Genomic DNA, 22,061 nt, shown 5'->3' with positions numbered 1-22,061 from the left:
CGCCTACGCGACGAAGCCGAGCGCCGGGGCGACATCTTGCCACCCCTCCCACATCATCTTGCCAGCGACGTAGAGGATCACCACGAGGCCGACATAAGCGATCCAGCGGTAGCGCTCGATATATTTGGCGATCACATTGGCGGCGAGGCCCATTAGGGCGACCGCGACGATCAGGCCGACGATCATGATGCCGGGATGATCGCGCGCCGCACCCGCCACCGCGAGCACGTTGTCGAGGCTCATGCTGACGTCGGCTACGGCGACCGCCCAAGCGGCCCCGGCAAAGCTCTTGGCGGAGGGAATGCCACTATGCTCGTCGCCCTCGATCTCGGGCGATCCGGCGCTTTCGCCGTCATGCTTGAGTTCGCGCCACATCTTCCACGCCACCCACAGCAGCAACACGCCGCCAGCTAGGATCAGGCCAACGACCTGAAGCAATTGAGTTACGATCAACGCAAAAAAGACCCGCAGCACGAGCGCGGCGATGACCCCGATCAGGATGACCTTCTTGCGCTGCTCGGCCGGGAGGCCCGCGGCGAGCGCCCCAACCACGATAGCATTATCGCCCGCCAGCACCAGGTCGATCATCAACACCTGCATGAAGGCGGCAAAGGCGGCCGGCTCGGTGATGTTAGCGAAATCATGGACGATCGCCGCCCACATTTGTGCCGGGCCACCAAGGCCGGCGCTGGTCGCTGCCGAAGCAGCCATCATCAGGTCAATCATCATAATCCCAGATCAGGTTCGACGGTCGAAACGATCGATTCTGTTTATTGGTTCATGCTGGCGAAAAAGTCCTCGTTGGACTTGGCGTCCTTCATCTTGTCGAGCAGGAACTGCATCGCGTCGATCGTGCCCATCTGCATCAGAATGCGGCGCAGCACCCACATCTTGCTGAGGGTCGCAGGATCGACCAGCAATTCTTCCTTGCGGGTGCCCGACTTGCCGACGTCAAGCGATGGGAAGATGCGCTTGTCGCTGACCTTTCGGTCGAGCACGATTTCCGAGTTGCCAGTGCCCTTGAACTCTTCGAAGATGACTTCGTCCATCTTCGATCCGGTATCGATCAGCGCGGTAGCGATGATCGACAGCGATCCGCCTTCCTCGATATTGCGCGCGGCCCCGAAGAAGCGCTTGGGACGCTGCAATGCATTGGCATCGACGCCGCCGGTCAGCACCTTGCCCGAGCTCGGGACAACGGTGTTGTAAGCGCGGCCAAGACGGGTGATCGAATCGAGCAGGATGACGACATCCTTCTTATGCTCGACCAGCCTTTTGGCCTTCTCGATCACCATTTCAGCGACCTGGACGTGGCGCGATGCCGGCTCGTCGAAGGTCGAGCTGATGACCTCGCCGTTGACCGAGCGTTGCATGTCGGTGACTTCCTCGGGCCGCTCGTCGATCAGCAGCACGATCAGGAACACTTCGGGATGATTGTCGGTGATCGCTTTGGCGATATTCTGCAGCAGCACGGTCTTGCCGGTGCGCGGCGGCGCGACGATCAATGCGCGCTGGCCCTTGCCCTGCGGCGAGACGATGTCGATCACCCGAGCGCTCTTGTCCTTCTGGGTCGGATCGGCGCTGTCGAGGGTGAGCTTCTTGTCGGGATAAAGCGGGGTCAGATTGTCGAAATTGACCCGATGGCGAACAGCATCGGGATCGTCGAAGTTGATCTGGGTGACGCGGGTCAGCGCGAAATAACGCTCACCATCCTTGGGGCCGCGGATTTCGCCTTCGACCGTATCGCCAGTGCGGAGCCCAAACTTGCGGACAAGGTTGGGGACCACGTAAATATCATCCGGGCCGGCCAGATAATTGGCCTCTGGGCTGCGCAGGAAGCCGAAGCCGTCATTCAACACCTCGATCGTGCCCATGCCCATGATCTCGGCCCCGGCCTCGGCGCGCACCTTGAGAATCGAGAACATCAAATCCTGCTTGCGCAGGGTCGACGCGCCCTCAATGCCCATTTCCTCGGCCATCGCGACCAGTTCGGCGGGGGTGTTTTTCTTGAGATCCTTGAGATGCATGATGGTGCTTTTCGGTTGGGCTACGCGACGATGGTTACGCGACAGTTGGAAGTGGTACGCCAGCGGCAGGACGCCGCGAAGGAGTTGGCACACCGGCAAAGGGGAGGAACCGGCCAGCGCGCGCTATGCGGCGGCACTAGGTGTGGCCCCTGATTTAGTCAATATGGGGAAGGACGCGGTTCGTCTTCAAGATAGAGCACTTCGGCGATCAGGCGAGGTAAAGGCCTAGCATAAGCGCCATTGCGATAGACGCAACGCCCAGCACGGGCAGGAATGGCGCCGCCCACGCGACAGCCGGAGCAGCAAAGCGTTGATGGAGACCGGGAAGCAGGACGAACAGCAAAGCAGTGCCCGCCAGGAAAGTGCCAAACAAGCGCGCAAGGGCCGAATGATCGAGGACCGGCGCAGCAATTACTAAAGCTATTCCGACCACCATCCGCAGCAGGGACTCGATCCAGTTGGCGCGGGTCGTCTGAGCGAAGGCAGCAAGGAAGCGATGGGCGCGTTCACGGTTGATCAGGATCAACAGTCCAAGCCCGAGTAGATAGAAACAGGCCAGCCACAGGATCGCCAATGCGCCCGTAATGAGCGGCGCTTGCCCCATCTAGAACGGGCGGACGATAACCAGCACCACAATCAATGCTGCGGCGACCCCCGGAATCTCGTTCATGATCCGCAACGTCCGATTCTCGAGCGGGCGCATGCCCTTGGCGAGCTTCTTGCCATAAGCCGAAATCCACCCCTGATAGCCGGTCAGCGCGGCCACGATCGCGAACTTGGCAATGAACCATGGTGCGCGGAACACATCGAGATGGGCCGCCAGCAGCAGCCCAAGCGCCCATACAATCAACATCGCCGGCATCAGGATGATTGTCCGCGTCCGGTCCTCGCGCTCGATCCAGGCGCGATCCTCGGCCGATCCCGGCGTGGTGGCATGATGATAGACGTAGAATCGAGGCAACAGGAACAGCCCGGCCATCCAGAAGATGACGAAGGTGACATGCGCGGCCTTGACCCACAAATAGGCCGCCCCGAGGAAACCGGCGGCGTCACTCATCTGTCGCGGCTCCTGACCAGCTCGACCAGTTGTTCGACTTGCTCGATCGGGGTGTCCTGCGAAATACCATGGCCAAGATTGAAGATGTGCGGCCGGTCGCTGAGCGCGTCAAGCAGGCGATGGGCGGCCTCGCGCATCGGCTCGCCCCCGGCGATCAGCACCAGCGGGTCGAGATTGCCCTGCACGGGAAGCCCGGCGGGAAGCTCGCGATGGGCCCAGACCGGATCGACCGTCTCGTCGATCCCGACCGCATCGACCCCGGTTTCGCGCACATAAGCGCCAATCTTGCCGCCCGCGCCCTTGGGGAAGCCAATGATCGGGACGGTTGGATGGCGCTTCTTCAATTCGCTGACGATCCACGCGTTGCGGGCAATCACGAACCGTTCGAACTGGGCCGGCGCAAGGCTTCCCGCCCAGCTATCGAACAATTGCACCGCTTCTACCCCGGCCTCGATCTGACCCGACAAATAATCGACCGTCATGCTGGCGATCATGTCGAGGATCATGTCCATCTTGGCGGGATCAGCATAGGCCAGACGCCGCGCTTCGGCCTGCTCGCGGCTGCCTTGCCCCGCGATCATGTAGGTTGCGACGGTCCACGGGCTGCCGGCGAATCCCAGGAACGTCGTTTCAGGCGACAATTGCGCCTTCACCAGCCGCACCGTCTCGTAAATGGGATCGAGCCGATCGAGCTGCGGTTTCAAATCTTCGATCCGCGCCTCGGTCATCTTGGGCGCAAGGCGCGGACCTTCGCCAGTCTCGAACCACAAATCCTGCCCCATCGCATAAGGGATGATCAAAATGTCCGAGAACAGGATCGCGCCGTCGAGCGGGAATCGCCGCAACGGCTGGATCGTCACTTCGGCAGCCGACGGCGGATCATAGACCAAGTCGAGGAAACCGCCCTTTTCGGCCCGCAAGGCGCGATACTCGGGCAAATATCGCCCGGCCTGGCGCATCAGCCACATCGGAGCGGGATCGCGTCGTTCTCCGCGGAGCACGGCGAGCAATGGCTTGTCGACAAAATCTGTCATGGGTTCGAGCGAGGGCGTCACCCTCTTTCTCCTTATATATTATATAATAGAATCTAAGATTGGAGTTGTTAGTAGGTCGCTTGGCAACGGGGCTTAAGCGACCGTCCAGCATTTGCCAACAGATGGGCAATGCCTGCGAATCGCGCAGTTCCGCCGAGTCGCAATCAACCATTCCCATGATTCACAGATGTGTCGCTCCAGCGAGGCACTTGTGGGCCGATTGTGAGTCCTTTTCGGGCAAAACGGGATAGCGACGGGGGTTGGACCATCCCCACTTCAGCCGCTACGCGACTAACCGATTTATCCACAGGGTTACCCAATTATCATGACGTTGATCCTTGCATCGGGAAGTTCGATTCGGCTGGCGATGCTCGGTGCCGCCGGGGTCGCAGTGACGGTCGATCCTGCGGACATCGACGAAACGGCGGTCAAGGCGGTGCATGGCGGTGACGATCCCGCGCTTGCGCTCGCGCTGGCGGAAGCGAAAGCGATCGAAACCAGTCGCCGCTCCTTGCAAAACTGGGTGATCGGCGGCGATTCGCTGGTGAGTGTCGATGGCCGGCGGTTCGACAAGCCGACCGGCCGCGATGACGCTGTCGCCCATCTGCGTTTCTTTTCGGGCAAGAAAATGCGGCTGACCAGCGCGGCCGCGTTGGCGAAAGATGGCAGGGTTGATTGGTCGCAAGCGGCGCAAGCAACGCTGCACATCCGCTTGTTGTCGGACGATTTCATCCACACCTACCTCGAGGCAGAGTGGCCGGCGGTGTCATATTGCGTCGGGGTGTTTCGGTTGGAAGGCCGTGGCGTGACCTTGTTCAGCCGGGTCGAGGGCGATTATTTCACAATCCTGGGCATGCCATTGCTGCCCTTGCTCGGCGCGTTGCGCGACCGGGGACTGGTGGCGGCATGACGTCAGCTGTCCCTTATGCCGAGGTGATCGGCGACCCGATCGTGCAGTCGAAATCGCCAGCGATTCATCGTTTCTGGCTCGATGTATTGGAAATCAAAGCCGACTATCGCGCCACCCGCGTCACCCGTGCCGACTTCAAAGCCTATCTTGCCAACCGCCGAGCAGATCCGGCCTGGCGTGGCTGCAATGTCACCATGCCATTGAAGCTCGACGCGTTATTCGCTGCCGACGATCCGACCGATCGCGCCACGGCCACCGGGGCGGCCAATTTGCTAACCCTGCGAGATGGCAAATTGGTGGCGGCGAACACCGACGTCGGTGCGGTGCGGAACCTGCTTGCGCCGCTCGCCCTCGACAGTGTCATCGTCCTTGGCAATGGCGGGGCCGCGCGCGCAATATTGCTCGCGCTCAAGTTGCTCGGGTCGGTCGGGGTGCGGCTGCAGGCGCGCGACATGGCCGAAGCGACGTCTTTATGCGTCGAGTTTGGCCTTGGCGAAGGACCGCGACCGTTCAATTCACCGATTGACAGCAGGGGGCTGATCAATGCCACACCGCTTGGCATGGCAGGGATCGCACCGATCCATATCGACCTATCGACCATGCCCGCCGATGGCTGGGTACTCGATTTGGTCAGCGCGCCCTTGCCAACGCCATTGCTGAGTGCCGCTGCGGCGCGCGGCCTCACGACGATCGACGGCCTCTGCGTACTGGTCGAACAAGCCGCTGGCAGCTTTGAATTGCTGTTCGGGCAGAAACCGCCGCGTGACCGCGATGCGTTATTGTTTGCGATGCTGCGCGCATGATCAAGATCGCACTCACTGGCTCGATCGGCATGGGCAAGTCGACCGTTGCCGCAATGGCTGCCGAGGCGGCTATTCCTGTCTTCGACGCCGACGCCGAAGTGCGCGCGATGCAAGGCTTTGGCGGCAGCCTGGTCGAAGCGATCGAGGCCCGTTTCCCTGGCACCACGATTGGCGGCGCGGTTGATCGCGACCTGCTGTCGGCGCGCGTGCTCGGTGATCGGGATCAGCTCGCCGCGCTGGAGATGATCGTCCACCCCGCCGTCGTCGATCGGCGCGCGCGTTTCATCGAGGATCATCGCGCCGCCCCGGCCTTGCTGTTCGACATTCCCTTATTGTTCGAAACCAATGGCCAGGCTGCATTCGACAAAGTGATTGTCGTCTCTGCCCCGCCCGCCGTGCAGCGCGCCCGCGTTCTTACGCGTGCCGGGATGACGCCGGCCAAGTTCGACCAGATCCTCCGTCGCCAGACCGCTGATGCGATCAAGCGCGAACGCGCCGACTTCGTCATCGACACCGGCGGCAGCCTCAAGCAAACCCGCACCCAGCTGGACAAGATCCTCGCTTGCCTCGGCCTCGCCACTGGCCGATAAAGCGGCATGCGCGAAATCATATTCGACACCGAGACCACCGGCCTGAGCCCGGCGGGTGGCGACCGACTGGTCGAGATCGGTTGCGTCGAAATGATCAATCGGGTCGAGACCGGACGCTTCTATCATGCTTATTTCAATCCTCAGCGCCCGATGCCGAGCGAAGCCGAAGCGATCCACGGGCTGGGTGACAATTTCCTCTCCGACAAGCCCGCGTTCGCGGAGACGGTCGAAGCATTGCTCGAGTTCATCGGCGATGCGCCGCTGATCGCGCATAATGCCACGTTCGATTTCGGCTTTCTCAATCATGAGCTGAAGCAGTGCAGCCGCGATCCGGTTTGTCTCAGCCGGATGATCTGCACCCTCGTGCTCGCGCGTTCGCGCCATCCCGGTGCCAAGCATAGCCTCGACGCTTTGTGCACCCGCTTCGGGGTCGACCGCAGTCACCGGGTCAAGCATGGTGCCTTGCTCGACGCGCAATTGCTTGCCCAAGTCTATGTCGAACTGACCGGCGGTCGGCAGATCGGGTTGACGTTGGCGGATGATCCTGGCCAATCCGATCACGCGGCCACGTCAACCGCGCCCGACCGCCTTTTTCGCCCGGCGCGCCCGCATTTCGCATCCGCTACGGAACGCGAAGCGCACCGGCGCTTTGTTGCCGGGCTGGTCAATCCCTTGTGGGAGCGCGTGTCGGCTCCAATCTAGGCGATGTGCCGTCAGCGTGTGAAGTGAAAGGAACATCCGTGAACGTTCGGGTCGCTGGCCATCAGGTCAAAACCGGGGAAGCGCTTCAGGCGCATGCCAATGATCGCATGTCGGCGATCACCAGTCGCTATTTCGATCGCGCCGCAGCTGCCAGCGTGACGTTCGGGCGCGGGCCGCATGAAGCCTTTACCTGCGATATTGTCGCGCCGGTAACGCATGGCGTGGTGCTCAAGGCATCGGGCCGGGCGAATGATGCGCATGTCGCCTTTGAAGGCGCGGCCGACAAGATCGAACGCCAGTTGGCGCGCTACGTAAGTCGGCTTCGCAATCGCAAGGGCAATGGCGCCGAGGCGGCGTTGGTCGAGGATGCTGGCTACACCATTTTCGAATCGCCCGCCGCCGCCGCCGAGCCGCCCGCGAGCCCGCCGATCATCGCCGAAACCAAGGTCGACATTCCCGAGGCGACGGTGTCCGACGCCGTGATGATGCTCGATCTTCGCAACACCAATGCGTTGATGTTTCGCAACCTCGCCAGCGGCGCCTTCAACATGGTCTATCGACGAGATGACGGCACCATCGGCTGGGTCGAACCGCAAGCGCAATGACAATCGCCTGACTGACCTGTAACGGGATGGCGGCGCGTATCCCGCCCATCCCATGAGCGAAAGCTGTCCAATGCGGCTAACTGAATTTCTGGATTTCGAATCGATCCGCGTTGGCCTTGGGGTCAGCAGCAAGCGGCAATTGCTGACCATGCTTGGCCAGACCGCCGGGGCGCATCTCGGCCTCGACCCGGCGGCGATCGTCGATTCGGTGCTCGAACGCGAACGGCTCGGGTCGACCGGGTTCGGCAACGGGGTCGCGATTCCGCACGGTAAGATCGATGGTCTGACATCGATTTACGCGATGCTCGTCCGGCTGGCCGATCCGCTCGATTACAAGGCGATCGATGGCGCGCCGGTCGATCTCGTCTTCTTGCTGCTCTCACCGCCCGATGCCGGGGCGTTGCATCTTAAGGCGCTGGCTGCGGTCAGCCGCACGATCCGCGGCGGTCCAACGCTCGAGAAAATGCGCGGCGCGCGCAGCCGCGATGCGCTGGCGGCAGTGTTGATGGCGTCCGAAGAGCGCGATGCCGCCTGAGGCAGGTTCCGGCTCGGGCGCGCAGGCGCATTGGCGAAGCCTCGAGACATTGTATGATTCGGCGCCGATCAATCGCTTGTTCGAATCGCGCCTCGAACTAGCCAAGGCCGGCGAATCGCGAATTCACTTCACGGTCGACAAAAGCGCCTTCCATGCCGCCGGTGCCGCGCATGGAACATTATATTTCAAGATGCTCGACGATGCGGCCTTTTATGCCTCCAACAGCCTGGTCAGCGATCGCTTCCTGCTGACCACCGCCTTCAACCTTCATTTCACCAGGCCGATGCGCGAGGGGGCGATGGTCGCCGAGGGCAAGTGGATCAGTGGCAAGCGCCGGGTGTTCGTCGCCGAGGCGCGGATCATCGATTCAGACGGCGAGGAATGTGCTCGCGGGACCGGCACCTTCCTGCGCTCGCACATCGCGCTGTCCGGCCTCGACGGTTACAGCGCGCGTTGAGCGACCGTCTTCCCGCCAAACTGGAGGCGACCGCGTTCATCCGCCAGGCGCAAAGCAATGGCGGATTCGCGACCGTGCTCAGGCGTGGTGACCCGGATAGTGGCGCAATCCTTCTGCTGGTGCTGGAGCGTGGCATCCCGCTGGCGATGATCGAGCGGCAGATGGCGGCGGACTTTAACTATCGTTGGACCATCGCGGCGCGCGGTGAAGCGCTGGATCGCGATAAGTTCCACGAATCGATCGACAATCGTGCTCGGTTCGACCCGGATTTCTGGTTAATTGAACTGAACATCCCGGATGCGGAACGATTCATCGCTGAAACGACCGCCTCGTCTTGATTGCTTAACTCGGCTGGTCGAAAGCCGGTTTCAAGACCAGAGCGGGGGGCAGTTTCGTACGGCAAATCGGCCGGCAGCTGCCACGCAGACGGGGAACCATCCAAGGCGCAAAGCGAGGCTCATCGAGAGCCCAGGCACCACGGACGGCTCGCCGCACTTGATAAAGATTAGATGATTTTTCGACTTCAATCTGCAGCCCTGGTGCTTGCTGGCTTGACCACAATGTCGGTCGCCCCTGCCCAAGCTTATGCGACTCCCGAACCGTTGATTTCGGTTGCGTCAAACGTCCTTCCCACCCCCACCGTCATTCAGCCGATCCCGGCCAGCATCCAGCTTCCGGCAACGACGGTCGAGCTCGATCCGCTTGCCCCGACGATGGAATCAGACGAGCTGACCGATCAGCCAATCGTGGAAACGCCGCGTCCGACCGGCGATTTGTCGAGCAAGGTTGCCGCTCTTCGCGGGACCAATCCGGGCAGCCGCGAACTCGAATGCCTCGCTGTCGGCATCTATTACGAATCGAAAAGCGAGCCGCTCGCTGGTCAGCTGGCCGTGGGTCAGGTGATCGCCAATCGCGCAAAGTCGGGCCGGTTTGCCTCGACCTATTGCGGCGTATTGTTCCAGCGCAGCCAGTTCAGCTTTGTTCGCGGCGGCAGCTATCCGGCCCCGGCGCGTTCAAGCCGTCAGTGGGAAAATGCGGTCGCCGTGGCCAAGATCGTCGATGGCAAGCTGCATTCATCGTCGGTGCCGAATGCGCTTTTCTTCCACGCCAAGCGAGTCTCCCCGGGCTGGCGGCTGGCGCGGGTCGGAAGTGTCGGCAACCACATCTTCTACCGCTAGTCGGCGGCGCCGCGGCGCTTCCCATCGTTCTTGAATCGTTCTAGTCGCCGGCGATGAGCAGCGCGGCCCCGATTCCCGACTGTTTCGCCGACCAGCCGCCGATCGCGGCGGAGGTTGCGCGCGGCGTCACTCGATTATTCTGCCGCCAGGATTGGTTCGCGATGTGCGAAGTGCCGCTGCCCAATGGCCGCCGCGCCGATCTGGTGGCAATCGATCCCAAGGGCCATCTGACGATCGTCGAGATCAAGGTCAGCCGCTCCGATTTGCTCGGTGACGGAAAGTGGCGCGATTATCTCGAATATTGCGACCGTTTCTACTGGGCCGTGCCGCAGTCGCTGTGCGCCCTGCTCGATGACGCGCACTTCCTGCCACAAGAGGCCGGCCTGCTGGTGGCCGATCGTTACGATGCAGCGATCCGGCGGGAGGCATTGCTTCGCCCGCTGTCGCCGGCGCGGCGCAAGGCCGAATGGCTCAACTTCGCCCGCCGCGCCGCGCGCCGGCTGTCGGCCCAGATCGATCCGACGTTGGGGTTGGGCTTCTAGATCTGGCCAGCCTAGCGCGCTGGCGCGAGCGGTGCGATCTTGGTTTTTTGCGATTTGACCGTTTCGATCAGCTTGAGCAATTCGCGCGACCGAGTGTCGCGCTTGGCATAATCGCGCGCGCTATAGCCCGCCGCATGGTCGGTCTTGTCGGGATTGGCGCCAAGCTTGAGCAGGGTGCTGACGATCGCCGGCTGGCGCTGCTGGACGGCGACGATCAGCGCAGTCTCGCCGAGCCGATTGGTCTTGTCGACCAGTGCGCCGGCCAACAGCAAGCGGGCAACGGCTTCGCCATAACCGGTTCGCGCCGCCAGGATCAGTGGTGTATCGCCATTCTTGTCGGCAACATCGGGGTCGGCCGCGTTTGACAACAGAAAGCCGATCCAGTTTGAATTGCGGGTCCGAATGACGATGTGCAGCGCTGCTGATCCGTCGAGGCCCCGATAATTGACCACGGTGGCGTTGGCATCAGCCAGATTATAGGCCTTGGTCCCATTGCCCTCGCGAAGCGCGGTCAGGAAAGATTCGCCGGGCGACGCATTCAATTGCGCTGCTGCCGGCGACACCGCCAGCGATGCGGCGATCATCATCGTGCCAATGGTCCGTCTGTTCATGTTCATGTCCGCGATTGCCCTTGATCCACGCTCTATGCCCGCGCATGGCTACACCGCCGATGAACGGACGAAAACCTTTTTGGGAACAACCCCTGGCCAGCCTCGACCGGGGGGAGTGGGAAGCGCTGTGCGATGGCTGCGGCCGCTGCTGCCTCCACAAGCTCGAAGATGGCGATACTGGTGACTATTATCTGACCAACGTCGCCTGCAAATTGCTCGACAGCCACAACGGCCAATGCACCGATTACAAGCGCCGCAAGAAACTGGTCGATGATTGCGTCCAGCTCGAGCGCGGGCGGATCGACAATCTCGGCTGGCTACCCTCGACCTGCGCCTATCGCCTTCGCGCGGCCGACGAGCCATTGAAGGATTGGCATTACCTCATCTCGGGCAGCCGGGAGACGGTGCACGATGCCGGCCAGTCGACCCGCGGCTGGACGGTCAGCGAAGTCAATGCCGGTGAACTGGAATGGCACCTTGTCGACCGCCCGCTCTGACGCGGCGCTCGACCATCCCGGCTTGCCGTGGCCGATCGCGATCCGTGCGCATCCCCGCGCCCGCCGCCTCCGCCTGAGGCTCGATCCCGACAAGCGCCAGTTATTGCTTACCTGCCCGCCGCGATCGAGCCGCAAGGCGGCGCTCGACTGGGCGCTCGGCCAACGCGTCTGGGTCGAGGCCGAGCTGGCCAAGTTGCCGTCGGGAAACCCGTTCGAACCGGGCGAACGCATCCCGCTCGAAGGGGTCGAAACATTGCTCGTCTGGGATGCGGCATTGCCCCGCGCCGTGCGGCTGGAAGACAGCTCGCTCAGCAGCGGCGGCCCACGGGAAGGCTTTGCCCGGCGCATCGAAACTTACCTTCGCCGCCGCGCTCGTGATTTGCTGTCCGCCGATACGGCCGAGACGGCGGAGCGGGCCGGGGTAACCATCCGCTCGGTCAGCATCGGCGATGCCTCGTCGCGCTGGGGCAGCTGCTCTTCGTCGGGGGCAATCCGCTACAATTGGAGGCTGGTGCTGGCCCCGACCCATGTCCGCCGCTGGGTCGTCGCGCATGAAGTGGCGCACCGCGTACACATGAACCACGGCGCCGAGTTTAAGGCGCTCGAGGCGCGCCTGTTCGACGGTGATGTCGCGGCGGCGCGATCAGCCCTGCGGCTGGTCGGGCCGCGGCTGAAGCGGGTCGGGCGCGGGTTCTGATCGCGGCGGCGGTGGGGGCCTTTGCTCGCGCGGCGGTGCCGGGCTGTTGAAAATCCGGTCGAGTTCGCTCTGATCGGGCCCACCCGGCTGGGTCGGTACCGGGATGCCCTGCGAATCGCCCGCCGGGGTGCCGATCGGATTGCCATTTTCGTCGACCAGCGCCGGGCCGAAACCCTCTTCGGGCGGAATGCCCCAGACTTCCTCGTCGGGCTCCAGCTGCCAGTCGGGCAACGGCACGTCTATCTCGAATTTCTGGATCGGGCGGTTGGCCACCGCGACCGTCATGAAGCTGGCGAAGGCGCGCGCCGGGGCGGTTCCGCCCTGCAATCCGGCGATCGGCTTGGCGTTGTCGCGCCCCATCCACACGCCGGTCGTCAGCCCGCTCGAGAAGCCGATGAACCAGCCGTCCTTGTTCGACGTGGTAGTGCCGGTCTTGCCCGCCACTGGCCGTCCGATTTGGGCTGCCCGCCCGGTGCCGCTAAGCACCGCCGACTGCAGTAAATCGGTCATCCCGGCTGCGACCCACGGTGCGACCAGCACGCGTTCCTCGGTCGGTTCATGCTGGTACAGCAATCGCCCGTCGGCGGAGACCACCTTGACGATCGCATAGGGCATCACCGACACCCCGCGATTGCTGACCGATGCGAACGCGCGGGTCATGTCGATCAGCCGCACTTCGCTCGACCCAAGGACCATCGACGGATAGGTCGAGATGGTGCTGCCGACACCGAAGCGGTGGGCCATATCGGCGATCGTGCCAAATCCCAGTTCCGCCCCGATCTTGGCACTGATGGTGTTGATTGATCGCGAAAAGGCCTCGCGCAGGGTAACCGGCCCGGCAAAGGTGCGGGTCGAGTTGCGCGGTTTCCAGCCGTCGACTTCGAACGGTTCGTCGACCAGCACGTCGGTCGGCTTCTTCCCGGCCTCGAGCGCGGCCAGATAAACGAACAGCTTGAACGACGATCCCGGCTGGCGTTGGGCCTGGGTCGCGCGATTGTAGATCGAGCTGACATAGTCGCGCCCGCCGATCATCGCCCGAACCGCTCCATCGCGGTCGATCGACACCAACGCCCCTTGCGCGCCGGACGGGACATTGGCGTTGATCGCCCGGTCACCGGCTACCTGCATCCGCGGGTCGAGCGTCGTGTAAACGTCAATCGGCTCCTTGGTCTCGTCGATCAACGTGTCGAGCTGGGGCAAGGCCCAGTCGGTGAAGTAACGCGCGCTATTCTGCTTGGCGGCGGGCTGGACCTTGATTTGCGCTTCACCGGCGCTGGCCGCCGCTGCCGCCGTCAGGAAACCGTTGTCGATCATCGACTGGATCACCACCCCGGCGCGGCCGCGTGCGGCGTCGACATCGGCGGTGGGGGAGTAGTTTGACGGCGCCTTGACCAGCCCGGCGATGATCGCGGCCTCGCTCAGCGACAATTGGTCGGCACCATGACCGAAAAAGGTCCGGCTGGCGGCATCGATGCCATAAGCGCCCCCGCCGAAATAAACCCGGTTGAGATACAGCTCGAGGATCTGGTCCTTGCTGAACTTGCGCTCGAGCGCCAGCGCCAGCACGCCTTCGCTGACCTTGCGGCCAAACGTGCGGCTATTGGTCAGGAAGATGTTGCGCGCCAATTGCTGGGTGATGGTTGATCCGCCCTGCTTCCAGCGTCCGGCCTCGAACCGCACCTTGACCGATCGCGCCATGCCGATCGGGTCGACGCCCAGATGCCCGCGAAATCGCTTGTCCTCGACCGAGATCATCGCCGCGCGCATCGTCGCCGGGATCTGCTCATAGGGCAGCCATTGGCCGAAGCTTGGCCCCATCGTCACCAGGATGCTGCCATCGGCGGCGCGAACGCGGACCATCTGGCCAAGGTCGTCGCGCTTCGCCAATTCGTTATAATCGGGCAGCGAGAACACCTTCACGGCCACCGCAAAAATGAGCACGAGTAAGCCGACCCCGGCCGCCGCCAACCCATATTTGAACACGGCAGCCAGCTTCGAGCCGGCGGAAGTCGAGGAAGATCGGGCCATTCAGCGACGATCGATAGGAAGAAGCCGGGGGCGCGGCAAGAGTCAGTCGGCCTGCGCCGCTTGATCGTCATCCGCCGCGTCACCCTCGGCTTCGTCCGCCTTGAAGCCGAGCGACGCCGAATTGATGCAGTAACGCAGGCCTTCGGGGCCGGGCCCGTCGGGGAAGACGTGGCCCAGATGGCCTTCGCACTTCGCGCATTTCACTTCGGTGCGGACCATGCCGAGGGTTGAATCGCTCTCTTCGGCAACCGCATCGCCGCCCATTGGCGCGGTGAAGCTCGGCCAGCCGCTGCCGCTGTCATACTTGTCGTCGCTGCGGAACAAGGGCGCGCCGCATCCGGCGCATACATAATCGCCATCGGCCTTGTTGCCGAGCAATTCGCCGGTCCATGCCGGTTCGGTGCCCGACTGGCGAAGCACGCGATATTGTTCGGGGGTCAATTTTGCGCGCCAATCGGTGTCGGCGGCGGTGCTGTGGTCGTGGGCCATCCAGGTCTCCTGCGCGTGATTTGGTGAAGCGGGTCTTAACCATGTTTTCATTCCTCGCCCAATATCAAGGCATCATGTCGGCCCTGCGGTTCCATTTGCTGTCACCAATCGCCTTGCTCGTCGGCACGGTGGCATTGCCCGGCGAAGCGTCGGCGCAGTGTCGCTTGTGTGAGGCACCGACCACGACGCTCGATCCGGAAAGCGATTCCACCCCAATCAAGCTCGACATTCAGGCGCGGCTTGATTTCGACCAGTTGATCCTGCGCGATAATTCGGCCGGCATGGCGCGGCTGTCGCCCGACGGGTCGCGATCGTCGAGCGGTTCGATCGAATCGGTCAGCGGCCGCGCTTTGGTCGGCAGCGTGATCGTTCGCGGCGAGCCCGGACGATTGGTCAAGATCGGCTTTCCCGGCGCGATCGAACTGACCAGCGCTACCGGCAGCGCGATCCGCCTGACCAACCTCACCAGCGACCTGCCAGCTGCAGCGCGCCTCGATTCGAACGGCCAGCTGCAATTTCGGTTCGGCGGGGAGATCAATGTCTCGGGCAATGTCGAAGGCGCCTATCGCGGCGATATTCCGATCACCGTCGACTATCTCTGACGGCCTCAGGGCCAATTTCTCCACATCGGATTAATCCTCAACACGCTGTTAACCATGAAGCTGAGCAAAGCCGAAAGCGATCAAGGTTAATGAAGCGGTACGGAAGAGCGAACCTCAGTGTTCACGACGCCGGGTTCATTCGGGACAAAGTGGGGATTTTCAACATGATCAAGTTTCTGACCAAGACGGCGCTTGTCGCCACGATTGCCGGCCTCGCGCTGGCCTCGACTCCGGCGTTGGCTGCTCCGGGCAATCCGGCAACTGCCGATGGCACCGCCAAGGTCCGCATCCTGCAACCGCTGTCGATCGACGCGACCGGCGGCCTGCTCGATTTCGGCGTGCTGGTGAAAAGCAGCACCGTGGCCCCGGCCAGCATCTACGTATTCGACGTTTCGACCGCTGGCGTGTTCGGCGGTTGCGACGCGGCATGGGCCTGCTCGGCGGCCAAGCAAGCGGCGACCTTCGTCGTCACCGGTGCGGCTGACGAAAGCGTCCAGGTGTCGATCCCGACCGCGGCGATCGATCTCGACGGCGGCGTCAATCCGTACCTTTCACTGGCGCTGAAGCTCAGCAATGACGGCGACAGCGATGGCGATGCCAACTATGTCCTCAACACCGGCGTTTCGCTCGACCAGGCGACGTTCACCGTTGGTGGGACGCTGTCGGTTCGTGGCGATGTGCCGCCGGGAACCTACACCCAGACGTTTACCGTCTCGGCTGAATATCTCTAAACCAACCGGTTCATCGGACCAGTATCGGGGGCGGGGAGGAAACTTCCCGTCCCCTTTTCATTACGCTGGTTAACGCCGCGCTAACCATGTTGTTGAGCGCTTTTGAAAGGATGACAGGGTTAACGACACACTTACCTTATGACCGAAATGGTCCTTTTGTTGAGTGGGGATAATATGCTGAATCGTTCCAGGATCCTGACCGTCGCTTGTGGCCTCAGCGCCATGGCATTTCTTCCAACGGCGGCTCATGCCGCTTCCGCCAATGCCACCGTCAATGCCAAGGTGCTCAAGCCGCTGGTAATGACCGGTGGCCAGACGATTGACCTCGGCTCGATCGTCACGCCATCGACGGCCACATTTAGCGGTACGTTCACGGTCGACGCAGCGGCCGCACAGACGACTACTTTCTGTGCTGCAGGTTTCACCTGCACCGGCACGGTCAAGTCGGCCTTGTTCAACCTCCAGGGCACGAACAATGCCAACATCACGCTCAACGTGCCGACCAATGTGACGCTGACGCTGCAGGGCGCGACCGGCACGCCGCCGACGCTGGCTTTGACCACCAGGAACAGCGTCGCCGCCAACAGCGGCACCGGCAATTACACCATCACCTTGCCCAACTCGGGTTCGCCAGGCCGCGACTTTTATGTCGGCGGGTCGCTGACGATCACCGAGGCAACCGCCGGTGGCACCTATCAGGGCACCTTCACGGTGACCGCCGACTATCAATAAAGCCCGATCGACCAGAAGACTGGAGGGGCGGGGCCGCGAGGCTTCCGCCCCTTTTTCATTGCGGTGACGCGCTTTCGTTGCGGCGACGCGTCCCGCCGTTGCTGGCCATTCCCCGATAATGCCGCCTTTCAGCGATATTGCGGGAGATGGTTAGGAAGATGCTAACCATTATGGACCAATGTTCCTCCACATGACGGCTGCCCTCTGGCGGCCACGATGGGGAGTTACTTCGATGCGTCATTTCCTTTGCGTTATTGCGATTGCCGCGACCGGGCTTGCGGCGGTTCCGGCCACGGCCGGGATCGGCGACCTGCTGGTCGCGCCGACCCGCGTCATCTTGAATGGTGGCCGCGGGACCGAGATCATCCTCAAGAATGTCGGTGAAGGTACCGCCACCTATCGTATCTCGGCCGAGCTGCGCCGGATGAGCGTGGACGGCAAGTTGGTCGAGGTGACCGATGCCAACGCGCTTGAGAAAGCCGCCCAGGAAATGGTCGTGTTTGCCCCGCGAAAGGTCACGCTTCCGCCCAACCAGCCGCAGGCGATCCGCATCTCGGCGCGCGCCCCGGCGGGCCTCGCCGATGGCGAATATCGGGTGCATTTGCTGTTCCGCGCAATCCCCGACCCTAAGCCGGTGTCCGACCCCAAGGCCGCCTCGGGCCTCGCGTTCCAGCTGATCCCGATTTACGGCGTCACCATTCCGGTCATTGTCCGCCTCGGCAATCTCACCGCCAAGGCCGGGATTGCCGACGTCCACCCGGTCGGCAAGCCGGGTGAGGACGGCGTTTCGATCCAGCTCTCGCGTCAGGGCGAACGCTCGGTCTATGGCGAAATCCGGGTGCTCAAGGCCGGGGTCAAGGATCCGATTGCCGCGACCAAGGGCGTCGCCGTCTATACTGAAATCAACGGCCGCACGATCATCGTCCCGCGCGCCAAGGATTATGCCGGGGCGCTGACCGGCCCGGTCACGGTCCAGTTTTACGAAAATAGCGACAATGGCCCGATCCTGTCGGCCGAAACCACGGCGGTCCTGCGCTAGGGGCTGTCGGGGACCGGGGCCAAAACATGGGCAGTGCAGCCCGCTGGTGGCGTCACGCTGCGGCGGCGCTGGCGCTGCTCGGCGCCGGCGCGACCGCGTCGATGACCGCAGCGCCCGCGGGCAATGGCTGGCGCGCCGATCCCGACGAGCAATTCATGCTCGACGTGCGGCTTCGCCAGCTGCGGCTCGGCGAGGGGGTGCGCGCTTACGCCACCCCGACCGGTACCTGCCTGGTGCTCGGCGATTTCCTCCAGGCGCTGGACGTGCCGATGAAGATCGATCTCACCGCCCGCCGCGCCACCGGCTGGGCGTTCAAGCAGGATCAGACGATCGACATCAACACTGGCGATGATAGTGTTACGGTCAAAAGCAAACGCGAATCATTAGCAGACGGCGATATTCGCGAGGTGCCGGAGGGTTGGTGCGCCAGTGCCACCGCGCTCGCGCGTTGGCTCGGCGTCACCCTTGATCCGGAGACCGCCCATTCGCTGTTGCTGGTCGGGAGTGAATTCAAGCTTCCGGTCGAATTGGCCGCGGAGCGTCGCCTGCGCGCCTCTTCGCTCAAATATAACGTCCCGGTCGATCTCAAGGGCCTGCCGCGCGTCAAATTGCCCTATCGCCTGTGGCGCGCACCGGCGCTCGAATTCGTCGTCAACGCCGGCGCCACCTACGATGCCCGCACCGGGGTCAAGGTCGACCGCTCGATCGCCGTCGCTGCGGCGGGCGAAATCGCGGCGATGTCGTATCAAGTGCGCGTCTCGAGCGGTCGCACCCGCCTGGTCGATTCGGTCTACGCCAAGCTTTATCGGTTCGATCCCGATGGCAAGATTCTCGGCCCGCTGCGCGCAACGCAGGTGGCGATCGGCGATATCGAGGGACTGCGCAGCACCTTCGGCGGCACAACGAGCGCAAGCGGGCGCGGCGCGATGATCTCCAACCAGCCGATCAACACCCCGACCTCGTTCGATCGCACCGCCTTTACCGGGGATCTGCCCGACGGCTGGGACGCCGAACTTTATCGCAACGGCGGGTTGATAGCCTTCTCCGATGGCAGCAGCGGCGACGGGCGCTACCATTTCAACGACGTCGACCTGCACTATGGCGATAATCGGTTCGAGATTGTGCTCTATGGTCCGCAAGGCCAGGTCCAGCGCCGCGAGCAAACCCTCAATGTCGGGCAGCAGAACGTCCCGCCCGGCAAACTTTGGTATTGGGCCGGGATTCGGCAGCCCGACAAGCCGGTGCTGGAATTTGCCCAACCGCCGCCGCCAAATCTGTCGAACAGTCTTGACCAGACCACCTTCAAGCGCAGCAACGCACCCGAAATGGTGGTCGAGGCGCGCTATGGCGTCACCAAGCGCCTGTCGGTCGCGGCGCTGGTTCGCTCGGCCGAGATCCAGCACGAACGGCTGACCTTCGTCGAAGGGTCGGTGCGCTACAGTATCGGCCCGGCGCTGACCGAATTCGCCGCTGCGGTCGATACCCACGGGCGGTTCGCGGCGCGGGCGCAAATCATTGCCAAGCTTGGCCCGGTCAATGTTACCGCTGGCACGTTTCGCGCCAACGGCTTCGCCGCGACCAACGAACGTGGCCAGGCACTTAAGTCCGAACATCGCCTCAGCGTTGCTGCTCCGATCGTCGTCGGTCATGCCGTGTTCCCGGTCAGTGCCGATCTCGCCAAGCGCACAAATGTCGATGGATCGCGTGAGCTCGATGCGGCGGCGAGGCTCGGGGCTTCGTTCGGCCGCTTCAATCTCAACAGCGAAACCATTTTCCGGCGCAAGCTCGATGCCTCGGGCAGCGTCTCGAGCGAGCGCGTCGATACCATCTTGCTGGCCTCGGCGCGGGTCGGGCGGGTGCGCGTGCGCGGGTCGGCCAATTGGCAAATGCGCCCCGAACGCCAGTTCGATCGTGCCGAGGTTTCGGCCTATTGGTCGGCGGGGGAGAAAACCGACTGGGAGGCCGGCGTCGCCTACGAAGCCGACGCCAAGCGTTATCGCGGCCGCCTGAGCTATATCCGCCGCTTCAACGCGGTCGGGGTTGCGCTCACCGGGGAAGCCGCCAGCGACGGGTCGGTTGCGGCCGGGATCAATCTCAATTTCGCGCTCGATCCATTCAACGGCCGCGGTTTGCGGCCAACCCGCGACAAGCTTGCCTCGACCGGCACCGTCCAGGCGCGGGTGTTCGAGGATCTCAACGAAAATGGCCGCCTCGACCACGGCGAGCCGCTCGCCAGGGATGCGATCATCACGGCCGGGCTGAAACTCGCCGAGCAACCGACCGACAAGGATGGCATGACGCGTCTCGGCGGGCTGTCGCCCTATCTTCCGGTCGGTATCGGCATCGACCAGTCGAGCCTTGCCAACCCCGCGCTCGCCCCGTCGAAGCCGGTGCAGGTGGTGATCCCAAGGCCGGGCATCGCGGCGCAGGTCGATATTGCGCTGGTCGGCGGCGGATCGGCAGAGGGCTTTGCGGTCAAGGAAGATGGCAGCGGCTATGAGGGGCTAGAGATCCAGCTGGTCGGGGCCGATGGCGAGGTGCTCGGCACCGCGATCAGCGACATTGACGGCTATTTCCTGTTCGAACGCGTCCGCTACGGCAGCTATCGCCTGCGCCTGACCGCGGCCACCGCCAAGGCGATCAGCGCCAATCCAATGCTCGACGTCAGCGTAACGATCACCAATTTGAAACCGCTCGCCCGGCTAGGCCCGGTCAAGATTATCCGCGCGACAACGCTCGCGCTGGCGCAATAAGCCGCGCGACCAAGTCGTCTCGCACGACTTCATGGTTAATGAAGTGCTGCCAGTGCCGCCCGAGTCGGGGGGGCGAATATGGTGCGGTCGAGAAGACTCGAACTTCCACGGCCTTTCGGCCACAACGACCTCAACGTTGCGCGTCTACCAGTTCCGCCACGACCGCATCGTGAAAAGCGACGGGAAACTCTCCCCGTCGCCCTGGCAAGGCGCGGCCTCTAGCAAAGCGTCCCACCCCGCGCAACGGGCAAAGCCGACAAGCTGGTAAGTCCCACGCCGGGACAGTGGGTAACGCGCTGTTTACCATGTCGGTCGGGCGCGCTAGCCAGCGATCATGCTAGCCTCGTTCCTCGCCGTTGCAATCACCGCCCAGCCAGTTTCGCTGGTTCCGGTGCGCGCGCAGGCAAGTGCCAGCATCACCATCATCTCCGGCGCAGAAATTCACTTCGATCGCTACGAAGATCGCCGCGAGCGTCGCTTCGAGCATGGGACCATTCGCGGCGAAGACGGCATCCGCCGCCCCGCTTTATTGGTAGAATTTCAATAATTTCAGACGGTTAGGCTGGTCCGCCGAGTCGCACGCGGATATGCTTGCCACCGTCGGGAACATCGACTTCGGCGCTGTTGAAGCTCGCACTCTTGTTCGGCTCGAGGCTCGCTGCCGGGGGCGAGATCGTCCAGCTATAAACCACATGCTTGCGCGCATCGAGCAATTCGGCCTGGATCGGCGGTACCGGCTGGCGCTCGTCAGTCGGATTGACCACCCGCCCGCTCAAGGTGAACAGGATATTCCCGCTACCCAGTTTCTGGCTGTTCTGGTTGGTCAGCACGACGTCGAGCTGTGATGCGCCGGCCGATGCAATCCCGACCCGCGCCTTCATTTCAGCAGGGGCCAGGAACCAGAAGGCGATCGCCGCGAGCGCCACCAGCAGGGCCAGCAGCAACAGCAACGGCCATTTGCGTTTCGGTCGCTCGTCGATCGGCTCATGGTCGTAAAAGGGTTCGAATTCATCTTCCGCCGGAGCCGCCGCAACCGGCTGGCTGGCGGGTTCGTCCCACGCCGCCGCTGGTTCGACTGGCGCCCATTGGCGATCGTCGCCGGGTGGCGGCGCGACCGGTGGCGGTGGTGCATCGACTCCATGGTCGATGGCGACGGGCTCGGCGGTTGGTTCGGCGACTAGCGTTTCAACCGGCGGCTCCTCGACCAGCTGTTGGCTCGACACCGCGACAGCCTGCTCTTCCTGCTGCTCGGCCGCAACCGCGCCCGACGTCTCGGGATCCTGGTGCCAGCTATGCTTGCACGATGCGCAGCGCACCTGGCGCCCGGCGGGCGGAATCGCACCATCCTTGACGACATATTTGGTGCTGCAGGCGGGGCAGGTCAGGATCATGGAGCTAGGCGGCCTTCCCGCAAATATAGGTATGTCGATAAACAGCATGTC

General features: G+C 63.1%; 27 protein-coding genes and 1 tRNA gene. 18 read left to right on the top strand and 10 right to left on the bottom strand.

Going from position 1 to position 22,061, the window contains the following annotated elements; all coding sequences use genetic code 11:
• Window positions 1–3: 3 nt before the first annotated feature.
• From RMN73_RS05175 to hemE, 5 genes are all read right to left on the bottom strand, one after another.
• A complete protein-coding gene (locus RMN73_RS05175) occupies window positions 4–726 on the bottom strand; it encodes a TerC family protein (protein ID WP_309602316.1) in 723 nt (240 codons plus the stop codon).
• Window positions 727–770: 44 nt separating this feature from the next.
• Window positions 771–2,027 carry a transcription termination factor Rho gene (gene rho / locus RMN73_RS05170; protein WP_309602243.1) on the bottom strand — a complete coding sequence of 419 codons (1,257 nt, stop codon included), beginning with the start codon at window positions 2,025–2,027 and terminating at the stop codon, window positions 771–773.
• A gap of 208 nt (window positions 2,028–2,235) precedes the next feature.
• A complete protein-coding gene (locus RMN73_RS05165) occupies window positions 2,236–2,631 on the bottom strand; it encodes a hypothetical protein (protein ID WP_309602242.1) in 396 nt (131 codons plus the stop codon).
• Window positions 2,632–3,084 carry a CopD family protein gene (locus RMN73_RS05160; RefSeq protein ID WP_309602241.1) on the bottom strand — a complete coding sequence of 151 codons (453 nt, stop codon included), beginning with the start codon at window positions 3,082–3,084 and terminating at the stop codon, window positions 2,632–2,634.
• A complete protein-coding gene (hemE, locus tag RMN73_RS05155; RefSeq protein ID WP_309602240.1) occupies window positions 3,081–4,118 on the bottom strand; it encodes a uroporphyrinogen decarboxylase in 1,038 nt (345 codons plus the stop codon). The genes RMN73_RS05160 and hemE overlap by 4 nt, the downstream gene beginning before the upstream one ends.
• A 325-nt stretch (window positions 4,119–4,443) precedes the next feature.
• Here hemE and RMN73_RS05150 point away from each other — a divergent pair, with 325 nt between their 5' ends.
• From RMN73_RS05150 to RMN73_RS05105, 10 genes are all read left to right on the top strand, one after another.
• Complete coding sequence (locus RMN73_RS05150; RefSeq protein WP_309602239.1) at window positions 4,444–5,028, top strand: Maf family protein; 585 nt, start codon at window positions 4,444–4,446, stop codon at window positions 5,026–5,028.
• Window positions 5,025–5,831 (top strand): shikimate dehydrogenase, encoded by an 807-nt coding sequence (locus RMN73_RS05145; protein ID WP_309602238.1) that lies wholly within the window; start codon window positions 5,025–5,027, stop codon window positions 5,829–5,831. The genes RMN73_RS05150 and RMN73_RS05145 overlap by 4 nt, the downstream gene beginning before the upstream one ends.
• The gene (gene coaE / locus RMN73_RS05140) at window positions 5,828–6,421 is read left to right on the top strand and encodes a dephospho-CoA kinase (RefSeq protein ID WP_309602237.1); all 594 of its coding nucleotides are present in this window, start codon (window positions 5,828–5,830) and stop codon (window positions 6,419–6,421) included. Before RMN73_RS05145 ends, coaE begins: the two co-directional genes overlap by 4 nt.
• A 6-nt stretch (window positions 6,422–6,427) precedes the next feature.
• Window positions 6,428–7,123: a DNA polymerase III subunit epsilon gene (gene dnaQ, locus RMN73_RS05135; RefSeq protein WP_309602236.1), complete on the top strand. Its 696-nt coding sequence runs from the start codon at window positions 6,428–6,430 to the stop codon at window positions 7,121–7,123.
• A gap of 38 nt (window positions 7,124–7,161) precedes the next feature.
• Complete coding sequence (hpf, locus tag RMN73_RS05130; protein WP_309602235.1) at window positions 7,162–7,728, top strand: ribosome hibernation-promoting factor, HPF/YfiA family; 567 nt, start codon at window positions 7,162–7,164, stop codon at window positions 7,726–7,728.
• A gap of 70 nt (window positions 7,729–7,798) precedes the next feature.
• On the top strand, window positions 7,799–8,263 hold the full coding sequence (locus tag RMN73_RS05125) for a PTS sugar transporter subunit IIA (protein ID WP_309602234.1): 465 nt from the start codon (window positions 7,799–7,801) through the stop codon (window positions 8,261–8,263).
• Complete coding sequence (locus tag RMN73_RS05120) at window positions 8,253–8,720, top strand: PaaI family thioesterase (protein ID WP_309602233.1); 468 nt, start codon at window positions 8,253–8,255, stop codon at window positions 8,718–8,720. Before RMN73_RS05125 ends, RMN73_RS05120 begins: the two co-directional genes overlap by 11 nt.
• Window positions 8,717–9,058 carry a DUF1491 family protein gene (locus RMN73_RS05115; RefSeq protein ID WP_309602232.1) on the top strand — a complete coding sequence of 114 codons (342 nt, stop codon included), beginning with the start codon at window positions 8,717–8,719 and terminating at the stop codon, window positions 9,056–9,058. Before RMN73_RS05120 ends, RMN73_RS05115 begins: the two co-directional genes overlap by 4 nt.
• Window positions 9,059–9,280: 222 nt before the next feature.
• Window positions 9,281–9,898 carry a cell wall hydrolase gene (locus RMN73_RS05110; RefSeq protein WP_309602315.1) on the top strand — a complete coding sequence of 206 codons (618 nt, stop codon included), beginning with the start codon at window positions 9,281–9,283 and terminating at the stop codon, window positions 9,896–9,898.
• A 53-nt stretch (window positions 9,899–9,951) separates the two neighbouring features.
• Window positions 9,952–10,440, top strand: a complete 489-nt coding sequence (locus RMN73_RS05105) for an MmcB family DNA repair protein (protein WP_309602231.1) — start codon at window positions 9,952–9,954, stop codon at window positions 10,438–10,440.
• A gap of 11 nt (window positions 10,441–10,451) precedes the next feature.
• Here the strand turns inward: RMN73_RS05105 and RMN73_RS05100 are convergent, their stop codons facing one another.
• A complete protein-coding gene (locus tag RMN73_RS05100) occupies window positions 10,452–11,051 on the bottom strand; it encodes an ankyrin repeat domain-containing protein (RefSeq protein ID WP_309602230.1) in 600 nt (199 codons plus the stop codon).
• Window positions 11,052–11,110: 59 nt separating this feature from the next.
• Here RMN73_RS05100 and RMN73_RS05095 point away from each other — a divergent pair, with 59 nt between their 5' ends.
• Together RMN73_RS05095 and RMN73_RS05090 are read left to right on the top strand one after the other, a co-directional pair.
• Window positions 11,111–11,548, top strand: coding sequence for a YcgN family cysteine cluster protein (locus RMN73_RS05095; protein ID WP_309602229.1), 438 nt, complete (start codon window positions 11,111–11,113; stop codon window positions 11,546–11,548).
• The gene (locus RMN73_RS05090) at window positions 11,505–12,245 is read left to right on the top strand and encodes a YgjP-like metallopeptidase domain-containing protein (RefSeq protein ID WP_309602228.1); all 741 of its coding nucleotides are present in this window, start codon (window positions 11,505–11,507) and stop codon (window positions 12,243–12,245) included. Before RMN73_RS05095 ends, RMN73_RS05090 begins: the two co-directional genes overlap by 44 nt.
• On the opposite strand, the gene RMN73_RS05085 is transcribed toward RMN73_RS05090, so the two are convergent.
• Complete coding sequence (locus tag RMN73_RS05085) at window positions 12,192–14,273, bottom strand: PBP1A family penicillin-binding protein (RefSeq protein WP_309602227.1); 2,082 nt, start codon at window positions 14,271–14,273, stop codon at window positions 12,192–12,194. The two genes, RMN73_RS05090 and RMN73_RS05085, sit on opposite strands and share 54 nt — an antisense overlap.
• A 42-nt stretch (window positions 14,274–14,315) precedes the next feature.
• Window positions 14,316–14,762, bottom strand: coding sequence for a peptide-methionine (R)-S-oxide reductase MsrB (gene msrB / locus RMN73_RS05080; protein ID WP_309602226.1), 447 nt, complete (start codon window positions 14,760–14,762; stop codon window positions 14,316–14,318).
• A 41-nt stretch (window positions 14,763–14,803) separates the two neighbouring features.
• On the opposite strand from msrB, the gene RMN73_RS05075 reads away from it, so the two are divergent.
• The 5 genes from RMN73_RS05075 (at window position 14,804) to RMN73_RS05055 (ending at window position 20,619) form a co-directional block, all read left to right on the top strand.
• Complete coding sequence (locus tag RMN73_RS05075; RefSeq protein WP_309602225.1) at window positions 14,804–15,364, top strand: DUF4402 domain-containing protein; 561 nt, start codon at window positions 14,804–14,806, stop codon at window positions 15,362–15,364.
• Between the two features lie 164 nt (window positions 15,365–15,528).
• Window positions 15,529–16,095, top strand: coding sequence for a DUF4402 domain-containing protein (locus tag RMN73_RS05070; protein ID WP_309602224.1), 567 nt, complete (start codon window positions 15,529–15,531; stop codon window positions 16,093–16,095).
• Between the two features lie 222 nt (window positions 16,096–16,317).
• A complete protein-coding gene (locus tag RMN73_RS05065; RefSeq protein ID WP_309602223.1) occupies window positions 16,318–16,827 on the top strand; it encodes a DUF4402 domain-containing protein in 510 nt (169 codons plus the stop codon).
• Between the two features lie 232 nt (window positions 16,828–17,059).
• Window positions 17,060–17,866 carry a molecular chaperone gene (locus RMN73_RS05060; RefSeq protein ID WP_309602222.1) on the top strand — a complete coding sequence of 269 codons (807 nt, stop codon included), beginning with the start codon at window positions 17,060–17,062 and terminating at the stop codon, window positions 17,864–17,866.
• A 26-nt stretch (window positions 17,867–17,892) separates the two neighbouring features.
• Window positions 17,893–20,619 (top strand): hypothetical protein, encoded by a 2,727-nt coding sequence (locus RMN73_RS05055; RefSeq protein WP_309602221.1) that lies wholly within the window; start codon window positions 17,893–17,895, stop codon window positions 20,617–20,619.
• A 79-nt stretch (window positions 20,620–20,698) separates the two neighbouring features.
• On the opposite strand, the gene RMN73_RS05050 is transcribed toward RMN73_RS05055, so the two are convergent.
• Window positions 20,699–20,785: transfer RNA gene (locus RMN73_RS05050), tRNA-Leu, on the bottom strand.
• Between the two features lie 168 nt (window positions 20,786–20,953).
• On the opposite strand from RMN73_RS05050, the gene RMN73_RS05045 reads away from it, so the two are divergent.
• Window positions 20,954–21,166 carry a hypothetical protein gene (locus tag RMN73_RS05045; protein WP_309602220.1) on the top strand — a complete coding sequence of 71 codons (213 nt, stop codon included), beginning with the start codon at window positions 20,954–20,956 and terminating at the stop codon, window positions 21,164–21,166.
• Window positions 21,167–21,176: 10 nt separating this feature from the next.
• On the opposite strand, the gene RMN73_RS05040 is transcribed toward RMN73_RS05045, so the two are convergent.
• On the bottom strand, window positions 21,177–22,010 hold the full coding sequence (locus RMN73_RS05040) for a zinc-ribbon domain-containing protein (protein WP_309602219.1): 834 nt from the start codon (window positions 22,008–22,010) through the stop codon (window positions 21,177–21,179).
• Window positions 22,011–22,061 lie beyond the last annotated feature (51 nt).

Source organism: Sphingomonas sp., assembly GCF_031372575.1.
GTDB lineage: Bacteria > Pseudomonadota > Alphaproteobacteria > Sphingomonadales > Sphingomonadaceae > Sphingomicrobium.
Note: the sequence above shows the minus strand (reverse complement) of the source record. Positions and strands in the feature narration are given on the sequence as shown.

Coding starts and splice junctions, on each gene's coding strand:
- RMN73_RS05055 (WP_309602221.1), top strand. CDS start 17,893: ATGGGCAGTGCAGCCCGCTGGTGGCGTCACGCTGCGGCGGCGCTGGCG.
- RMN73_RS05045 (WP_309602220.1), top strand. CDS start 20,954: ATGCTAGCCTCGTTCCTCGCCGTTGCAATCACCGCCCAGCCAGTTTCG.
- RMN73_RS05145 (WP_309602238.1), top strand. CDS start 5,025: ATGACGTCAGCTGTCCCTTATGCCGAGGTGATCGGCGACCCGATCGTG.
- RMN73_RS05150 (WP_309602239.1), top strand. CDS start 4,444: ATGACGTTGATCCTTGCATCGGGAAGTTCGATTCGGCTGGCGATGCTC.
- RMN73_RS05085 (WP_309602227.1), bottom strand. CDS start 14,273: ATGGCCCGATCTTCCTCGACTTCCGCCGGCTCGAAGCTGGCTGCCGTG.
- hemE (WP_309602240.1), bottom strand. CDS start 4,118: ATGACAGATTTTGTCGACAAGCCATTGCTCGCCGTGCTCCGCGGAGAA.
- RMN73_RS05040 (WP_309602219.1), bottom strand. CDS start 22,010: ATGATCCTGACCTGCCCCGCCTGCAGCACCAAATATGTCGTCAAGGAT.
- RMN73_RS05120 (WP_309602233.1), top strand. CDS start 8,253: ATGCCGCCTGAGGCAGGTTCCGGCTCGGGCGCGCAGGCGCATTGGCGA.
- msrB (WP_309602226.1), bottom strand. CDS start 14,762: ATGGCCCACGACCACAGCACCGCCGCCGACACCGATTGGCGCGCAAAA.
- dnaQ (WP_309602236.1), top strand. CDS start 6,428: ATGCGCGAAATCATATTCGACACCGAGACCACCGGCCTGAGCCCGGCG.
- RMN73_RS05110 (WP_309602315.1), top strand. CDS start 9,281: ATGTCGGTCGCCCCTGCCCAAGCTTATGCGACTCCCGAACCGTTGATT.
- RMN73_RS05065 (WP_309602223.1), top strand. CDS start 16,318: ATGGCATTTCTTCCAACGGCGGCTCATGCCGCTTCCGCCAATGCCACC.
- RMN73_RS05105 (WP_309602231.1), top strand. CDS start 9,952: ATGAGCAGCGCGGCCCCGATTCCCGACTGTTTCGCCGACCAGCCGCCG.
- rho (WP_309602243.1), bottom strand. CDS start 2,027: ATGCATCTCAAGGATCTCAAGAAAAACACCCCCGCCGAACTGGTCGCG.
- RMN73_RS05070 (WP_309602224.1), top strand. CDS start 15,529: ATGATCAAGTTTCTGACCAAGACGGCGCTTGTCGCCACGATTGCCGGC.
- RMN73_RS05100 (WP_309602230.1), bottom strand. CDS start 11,051: ATGAACAGACGGACCATTGGCACGATGATGATCGCCGCATCGCTGGCG.
- coaE (WP_309602237.1), top strand. CDS start 5,828: ATGATCAAGATCGCACTCACTGGCTCGATCGGCATGGGCAAGTCGACC.
- RMN73_RS05075 (WP_309602225.1), top strand. CDS start 14,804: ATGTTTTCATTCCTCGCCCAATATCAAGGCATCATGTCGGCCCTGCGG.
- RMN73_RS05125 (WP_309602234.1), top strand. CDS start 7,799: ATGCGGCTAACTGAATTTCTGGATTTCGAATCGATCCGCGTTGGCCTT.
- RMN73_RS05090 (WP_309602228.1), top strand. CDS start 11,505: ATGCCGGTGAACTGGAATGGCACCTTGTCGACCGCCCGCTCTGACGCG.
- RMN73_RS05060 (WP_309602222.1), top strand. CDS start 17,060: ATGCGTCATTTCCTTTGCGTTATTGCGATTGCCGCGACCGGGCTTGCG.
- RMN73_RS05165 (WP_309602242.1), bottom strand. CDS start 2,631: ATGGGGCAAGCGCCGCTCATTACGGGCGCATTGGCGATCCTGTGGCTG.
- RMN73_RS05095 (WP_309602229.1), top strand. CDS start 11,111: ATGAACGGACGAAAACCTTTTTGGGAACAACCCCTGGCCAGCCTCGAC.
- RMN73_RS05175 (WP_309602316.1), bottom strand. CDS start 726: ATGATTGACCTGATGATGGCTGCTTCGGCAGCGACCAGCGCCGGCCTT.
- RMN73_RS05160 (WP_309602241.1), bottom strand. CDS start 3,084: ATGAGTGACGCCGCCGGTTTCCTCGGGGCGGCCTATTTGTGGGTCAAG.